The sequence below is a fragment of the Agrobacterium sp. CCNWLW155 genome, from assembly GCF_036888815.1.
GTDB lineage: Bacteria > Pseudomonadota > Alphaproteobacteria > Rhizobiales > Rhizobiaceae > Agrobacterium > Agrobacterium radiobacter.
In genome coordinates, this window is the sequence record NZ_JBAKFW010000036.1 from 1 (window position 1) to 6,926 (window position 6,926).

Annotated in this window: 9 protein-coding genes; all 9 read left to right on the plus strand. The window is 56.6% G+C overall.

Annotated features, from left to right (window positions below):
- On the plus strand, window positions 1-564 hold a 564-nt coding region (locus V6S97_RS28705), incomplete at its 5' end, for an ABC transporter permease (protein ID WP_334428389.1).
- Between the two features lie 59 nt (window positions 565-623).
- The gene (locus V6S97_RS28710) at window positions 624-1,601 is read left to right on the plus strand and encodes a thiamine pyrophosphate-dependent dehydrogenase E1 component subunit alpha (RefSeq protein ID WP_334428390.1); all 978 of its coding nucleotides are present in this window, start codon (window positions 624-626) and stop codon (window positions 1,599-1,601) included.
- Between the two features lie 11 nt (window positions 1,602-1,612).
- Window positions 1,613-2,620, plus strand: a complete 1,008-nt coding sequence (locus V6S97_RS28715) for an alpha-ketoacid dehydrogenase subunit beta (RefSeq protein WP_334428391.1) — start codon at window positions 1,613-1,615, stop codon at window positions 2,618-2,620.
- Between the two features lie 5 nt (window positions 2,621-2,625).
- Entirely contained in the window at window positions 2,626-3,744 is a 1,119-nt protein-coding gene (locus tag V6S97_RS28720) for an acetoin dehydrogenase dihydrolipoyllysine-residue acetyltransferase subunit (RefSeq protein ID WP_334428392.1), read from the plus strand.
- Window positions 3,745-3,801: 57 nt separating this feature from the next.
- The gene (locus tag V6S97_RS28725) at window positions 3,802-4,557 is read left to right on the plus strand and encodes an SDR family NAD(P)-dependent oxidoreductase (protein WP_334428393.1); all 756 of its coding nucleotides are present in this window, start codon (window positions 3,802-3,804) and stop codon (window positions 4,555-4,557) included.
- 36 nt (window positions 4,558-4,593) lie between these two features.
- Window positions 4,594-5,010, plus strand: a complete 417-nt coding sequence (locus tag V6S97_RS28730) for a GlcG/HbpS family heme-binding protein (RefSeq protein ID WP_334428394.1) — start codon at window positions 4,594-4,596, stop codon at window positions 5,008-5,010.
- Window positions 5,011-5,070: 60 nt separating this feature from the next.
- The gene (locus V6S97_RS28735) at window positions 5,071-5,520 is read left to right on the plus strand and encodes an OsmC family protein (protein ID WP_334428395.1); all 450 of its coding nucleotides are present in this window, start codon (window positions 5,071-5,073) and stop codon (window positions 5,518-5,520) included.
- A 54-nt stretch (window positions 5,521-5,574) separates the two neighbouring features.
- Window positions 5,575-5,868, plus strand: a complete 294-nt coding sequence (locus V6S97_RS28740) for a putative quinol monooxygenase (protein ID WP_334428396.1) — start codon at window positions 5,575-5,577, stop codon at window positions 5,866-5,868.
- Window positions 5,869-5,916: 48 nt separating this feature from the next.
- Complete coding sequence (locus V6S97_RS28745; RefSeq protein WP_442886145.1) at window positions 5,917-6,741, plus strand: putative hydro-lyase; 825 nt, start codon at window positions 5,917-5,919, stop codon at window positions 6,739-6,741.
- The last annotated feature ends 185 nt before the right edge of the window (window positions 6,742-6,926 follow it).

The following is a 6,926-nucleotide window of genomic DNA, read 5'->3' on the forward strand; positions in this document are numbered from 1 at the left end:
GTCGCCAAGTGGTATACGATGGGGCAGCCGATCGCGCTGCTGACGCCGGAGTTCACCTGGCTTGGCAAGAGCTTCCTGGTCCTCGGCTTTCCGGTTCCCTTGCCGGTCCTCATCTTTCTCGCAGTCGCCATCCTGTCCCATATCGCTCTCAGCTATACGCGCTATGGCAAATACACCTATGCAATCGGCTCGAACCCACAGGCCGCACGTGTCTCCGGCATCGACATCGGCTCTCACCTCATCAAGGTTTATGCGGTGGCGGGACTGCTCTCGGGTCTGGCCGGCGTGGTCACTGCGGCGCGGGCGGCTTCGGCACAGCCGACAATGGGCACCGCCTATGAGCTCGATGCAATCGCTGCCGCTGTCATCGGTGGTACGTCGCTCGCCGGCGGCGCAGGTCGCATCACAGGGACCTTGATCGGCACGATCATCCTCGGTGTGATCACCTCAGGCTTCACCTACCTGAAGATCGGCTCCTATTACCAGGAGATCATCAAAGGCGCCATCATCGTCTTCGCAGTCGTCATCGACCAGTACAGACGATCCAGGAAAATAAGAGCCTAGAGCGCGCCTGCTGGTGCGGTCGTTTGCCCGCAGCACAAACTTAAATCCGTGAGGAAATCATGTCTGGACTTCAACTACCGCACGACGAACTTGTTTCGGTTTACCGTACAATGCGCATGATCCGCCGCTTCGAGGAGCGCGTTATGGACGAGATGGCGACGGGTGATATTCCCGGCAACACGCATCTTTATGCCGGCCAGGAGGCCAGCGCGGTTGGCGTCTGTCTCCACCTGAACGAAGATGATTACATCTCGTCCACCCATCGCGGTCATGGCCATTCGATCGCCAAGGGTGTCGATATCGACAGTATGATGGCCGAACTTTTCGGCAAGGCCAGCGGGACCTGTGGTGGCAAGGGTGGATCCCAGCACATCGCGGATCTTCACAAGGGCATGCTGGGAGCGAATGGCATCGTTGCGGCGGGAGCGCCGATCACCTGTGGCGCGGCCTTGAGCGCGAAGCTGCAAGGTACGGGGCAGGTGGCGGTCGCCTTCGCAGGCGATGGTGCGATGAACGAGGGCGTAATGTCCGAAAGCTTCAACCTCGCCAAAATCTGGAACCTACCGATCATTTTCGCCATCGAAGATAATGGGTTCGGCGAGGCTACAGCGAACGAGCACGTCTCCGCCGGCAGCTTCACGCGTCGGGCCGAGAGCTATGACATTCCCGCGATCGAGGTTGATGGAACGGACGTGTTCGCCGTCCATACCGCCGCCGGCGAGGCTGTCACGCGCGCGCGCACCGGAGGCGGGCCGACGATGCTCCATATCCATGTACCTCGCTATTACGGTCACTACAGCGGCGATCCGGACAACTACCGGACGCCGGAAGAGAAGGCGGCGATGCGCCAGGATCGCGATTGCCTGGTCAAATTCCGCAAGCACGTCAAAGACGTGTCGCTGCTTGATACTGCTGAACTCGATGTCGTGGATCGGACAGTGGAAGACGAGATCGACCGTGCGGTCAGCGCTGCGCGCGCTGCACCGTTCCCTTCGCTTTCGGCTCTCACGACCGACGTCTACGTCAAGTATCTGTAAGGACTACGATCATGGCCAAAAAATCTTTTCGCCAAGCTCTGAACGATGCGCTCCACTCGGAGATGGCACGAGACCCCCGCGTGATCATGATGGGCGAGGACCTGACCGGCGGCGCCGGAGCAAACGGCGTGAAAGACGCCTGGGGCGGTCCGTTCGGGGTGACCAGGGGTCTGCTGGATGCCTTCGGCCCGGAGCGCATTCGTGACACGCCGATCAGCGAAGCGGCCTTTATCGGCGCTGCGGCGGGCGCGGCCCTGACGGGCCTTCGACCGATCGCGGAAATCATGTTCGTAGACTTTGCCGGTGTATGTCTCGACCAGATCATGAACCAGGCGGCGAAGTTCCGCTACATGTTCGGGGGCCGCGCCAAGACGCCTTTGGTCATTCGCGCCACCTATGGCGCGGGAAGCCGGTCCGGTTCACAGCATACACAGGCGCTTTATCCGATCTTCACCCATATTCCAGGTCTGAAGGTGGTCATCCCGTCCAATCCCTATGACGCCAAGGGCCTCCTTTTGCAGGCCATCCGTGATGACGACCCTGTGATCTTTCTGGAACACAAGATGCTCTATGACACGGTCGGGGAAGTTCCGGACGCATCCTATACGATCCCGTTCGGTGAGGCGCGCGTGGTTCGTGATGGCAAGGATGTTCTGATCGTGGCCATCGGCCGGATGGTTGGTGTGGCCGAAGAAGCGGCCCGTCAGCTTGCCGCAGAGGGCATTTCCGCTTGCGTTATCGATCCGCGCACGACGTCGCCGCTCGATGAGGACACGTTGCTTGAGGAGGCCGAACGTATCGGTCGCGTTGTCATCGTTGACGAAGCCAATCCACGCTGCTCGGTTGCCACCGATATCTCTGCGCTTTTCGCAGATAAGTGCTTCGATGCCCTGAAGGCGCCGATCAAGCTCGTCACGGCTCCCCATACTCCGGTGCCCTACGCGCCCAATCTTGAGGATGCCTATGTGCCGACACCCGACGCTGTGGCGAAGGCCGCTAAATCTATCGTGAAGAGGTAAATTCGATGTCGCTTATCGAAGCTGTCACCATTCCCAAATGGGGAATGACAATGACCGAGGGAACGATCACCCAATGGATGGCCGGGGAGGGAGATACCATCGTTCGAGGTCAGGAGATTCTTGAGATCGAAACGACGAAGGTCACCAATGTGGTCGAGTCTGCCGCCAGCGGTACGCTGCGGCGCATTGTACTGAAGGAAGGCACCACAGCTCCTGTCGGTGCGCTTGCCGGCGTCATCACTGACGACGCGGCAACGCAAGACGAGATCGAGGCGTTCATCGCGAGTTATGCAGACAGGATGGGGGTCGGCGAAGACGGTGACGCCGGTGTGGCTGCCCCACGTTCTGTGACTGTTGATGGCGGTACGGTAAATCTTCTCGAAGCCGGAGAACACAGTGAGGATGTGGTGCTCTTCCTGCATGGTTTCGGCGGCGACCTGACGACTTGGCTCTTCAACCAGCCCGAGATCGCTCAAACGATGCGTACGATCGCGGTCGATCTGCCAGGCCACGGCAATTCTACCCCGGTCACGGGCACTGATGTTCTTTCCAAAATCACATCGGCTGTACTGGCTTCAATCCAGGAGGCGGTTCCTGCCCGGCTTCACCTGGTCGCGCATTCGTTCGGCGGCGCAGTTGCAGCATCGATCGCAGCCAGAGAGCCGTCTCGCATTGCGTCGCTGACGTTGATCGCACCGATCGGACTGGGCAAGGAAATCAGCCGCGACTTCCTCGTCGACTTCATTGCAGCCGAGCGTCGCCGCCCATTGCAGGGGGTCTTGGAACGCCTGTTTGCCGACCCGTCGAAAATCACGAATGACATGGTCGAGGGTACACTGCGCTTCAAGCGACTCGAAGGCGTGCCCGAAGCACTTACAGAGATTGCAGGCGTGATTGCCGACGAGAACGGGCAGGTCCAGGCGATAAACCAAACGCTTTCTGAGCTCTCGTGTCCAGTTTTGCTTGTCTGGGGCCAGGATGACCAGATCGTGCCTTTGCCGCGGCGCGAGGGTCTACCCGCAAACGTCGAGTTGCGCGTCATTCCATCCATCGGACACATGCCGCAGATGGAAGCGTCATCCACGGTTAACGATGCAATCACGGAAAATATACGGCGCGGTTGAGCGACGCGCCGTTGCTACACGTATTTTGCCTAAACGAACTTAACTGGGAGATACCGAATGTCCGGAAGACTGTCAGGAAAACGCGTCCTTCTAACGGGAGGTGTCGCCAATATCGGCCTTGCTATTCTCGAGGCTTTTGTTGCCGAGGGTGCAACGGTGTCAGTGGTCGATATCGACTCGACACGCGGTGCGGACGTCGAGAAGCGATTTGGCGAACGTGTTCGCTTTATTAAAGCGGATCTTTCGAAGGAAGATGAGATCAAGGTTGCCATATCCCGTTCAGTAGACTGGATGGGCGGTTTGGATACGCTGTGCCTCAATGCGGGCATCCAATTGTCCGGAAAGCTCGAAGAGTTCACGACGAGTAATTGGGACAAGGTATTCGCGATCAATGTTCGTGCGAATTTCATTTTCGCAAGGGAGTCCGTGAAGCATCTAAGGGCAGCAAAGAAAGCCTCTATCGTAATGATGTCGTCTCTGGCCGGTAAGCGAGGTGCGCCGGGCCTTCTCAGCTATTCATCCTCCAAGGCCGCTGTTATCGGATTGACAACCACACTTGCGCTCGAACTTGCCCGCGATGGCATACGCGTAAACGCGGTTTGCCCAGGTTGGATCGACACGCCGTTTAATCAGCCAGCCATCGAGTATCTCGGGGGCAAGGACAAACAGGAATCGCTGGTCCCGATCTTGATTCCGCTGGGCCGTCAGGCCTCACCGGAGGAGGTGGCGCCACTTTTTGTTTATCTGGCGTCAGATGAAGCTTCCTACGTCACCGCACAGTCAATCAACGTCGATGGCGGCATCTACAACTAGGCCCTTGGTCGGCCCAATCAGAAGGAGAATGCGACAATGGCCTCCACGATTACCCATGAAGCTGCGATTAAGGCCATTATGGCCGGTGCTTCGAAGGCGCGAGAACTTGAAGAGCCGTCTTCGCTTGCGATTGTCGACGCTGGAGGCAATCTGCTGGCCTTTTTGCGGGTCGACGATGCGGCGCTTTCCACGGTTGAGATCGCACAAGGCAAGGCCTACACCGCACTCGCCTTGCGTTCACCTTCTGGTAACTGGCTAGATATCGTACAGCCAGGCCGTGAGCTTTATGGACTCGATTCTCTCGGCGGTCGGCGACCGTTCGTGGTTTTCGGCGGCGGCCTGCCGGTCCGCAACGGGAAGTCGGTCATTGGCGGAGTCGGCGCGTCCGGCGGACCGGTCGAAGCCGACCTTCAGATCGCGCAGGCTATGGTCGATGTGCTCGAACAGGCCTAAAGGTCTGCGTCGCAGCAAGCTCTGCTGACAATATTGAAGCAATTATAAAGGATACACGTTATGTCCGAGCACTCGGTTCGCCTCGAATGGAAGGCGAAGCCCCATATCGAAAACGAAGGAACCTATAGTCGTGACCATCGCGCGCTATACAGTTCAAGCGTGTCTGTTCCGGTCTCTGCGGCGACGGAATACATGGGTAATGGCGAATTGGCGGACCCGGAACAGCTTCTCGTCAATGCGCTGGCCAGCTGCCATATGCTCTACTTTCTCGCGATATGCGAGGGAAGTGGTTACAAGGTCGAGACCTATCAGGACAATGCTGTAGGTAAAGTCTCGAAAGGATCGGACGGAGCGTTCTGGGTTTCCGAAATCACTCTCCATCCCAAAGCCACTTTCAGTTCAGATAAACAGCCGGATCATAACGCACTTGAGCGCATGCATCACCGCGCGCACAAAGGCTGCTTTATTGCCAATTCGATCAAGACGCCGGTTTCAATTGAACTAAGCTGAAACGCGCGAACAGGAAACAACAACCACTTCGACGAAAGCGGATAGGTATTCCAAATGAAAGACAAGTTATTTGTTGTTGCAACGATCGTCGCCAAGAAAGAGTGGCGCTCGCAGCTTGGGGACGCACTGTTCACTCTCGTCCCTATTGCCAAGACGGAGCCTGGATTTGTGCAATACGATCTGCATGAATCGATCGAGAACCCCGGTACTTTCGTATTCTATGAAATTTGGGAGGACGAATCTTCCCTGGCAACTCACAATAACACGCCGTCTATGAAGGCGTTTGGTGAGAAAATTAGCGGGTGGGTCGACTCCGTAAAGCTTGAGAAATTTAAGCTGATCTCGTAGCCGCAAGATTAATCCAGCCCAAATCGCTACGCGTTTGGATGTTCCAGGATGAAAAAACCGCAAATGAACGTGATGGACCCTCAGAATATTCGTGCCGATATTCGCAACGGTTTTATTGTGGATCAAACCTCGGGGATGGCGCCGGGTTTTGCACAGGGCAATCTCGTCGTGCTTCCGAAGGTTTGGGCTACCGATTTTTTGCAGTTTTGCATGGCAAACCCAAAGCCGTGCCCTCTACTTGCTCTGGGCAATCCTGGAGATCCTTCACTCCCCGGGGCTGGGGCAGGCATCGACATTCGTACCGATCTTCCGCGTTATCGCATATTTAGGGATGGAGCGCTGGTTGATGAGCTGACTGACATCCGAGCTCTTTGGCAGGATGATTTCGTTACGTTTTTGATTGGTTGTTCCTTTTCCTTTGAAGGAGCGTTGATGGATGCCGGGATTGGTGTTCGGCATATTGAACTCGGCACGAATGTACCGATGTACAGAACAAACATTAAATGTCAGTCTGCCGGTCCGTTCAAAGGGCACTATGTCGTATCCATGCGACCATTTTCGCCGGCGAACGCTATCCGTGCAATCGAGATTACTGCCACGATGCCGCAGGTCCATGGTGCACCAGTACATTTTGGGGATCCGTCAGCTATCGGGATTTCCGACTTATCGTCTCCCGATTTCGGCGATAGTGTGCCGGTGCGCGATGGAGAGGTACCGGTATTCTGGGCATGTGGTGTAACACCGCAGGTGGCGCTGGAACAGGCGAGACCGCCAATCGCAATCACTCACAGTCCTGGATATATGTTGATTACCGATATCAGTGAACAGGATTTACGGAGCGGTCAGTTTAAGTTTCAAAAACCCCACTGGTGACATTTGGTCCACCCTGCCTCCCAAGGCATCCGGGCATTTAACCGAAGAAGATATCGTTCGGACCATAAGGACGGGTATATCGCAAGTTAAAGTAAGTCCCGGAATTACTTGAACCGCCCCGGCTTTACCGGAGACCGTTTGGTTTAAGTTATGCGGCCATGGCTGGCGCGTCCAGCATGGCGTAA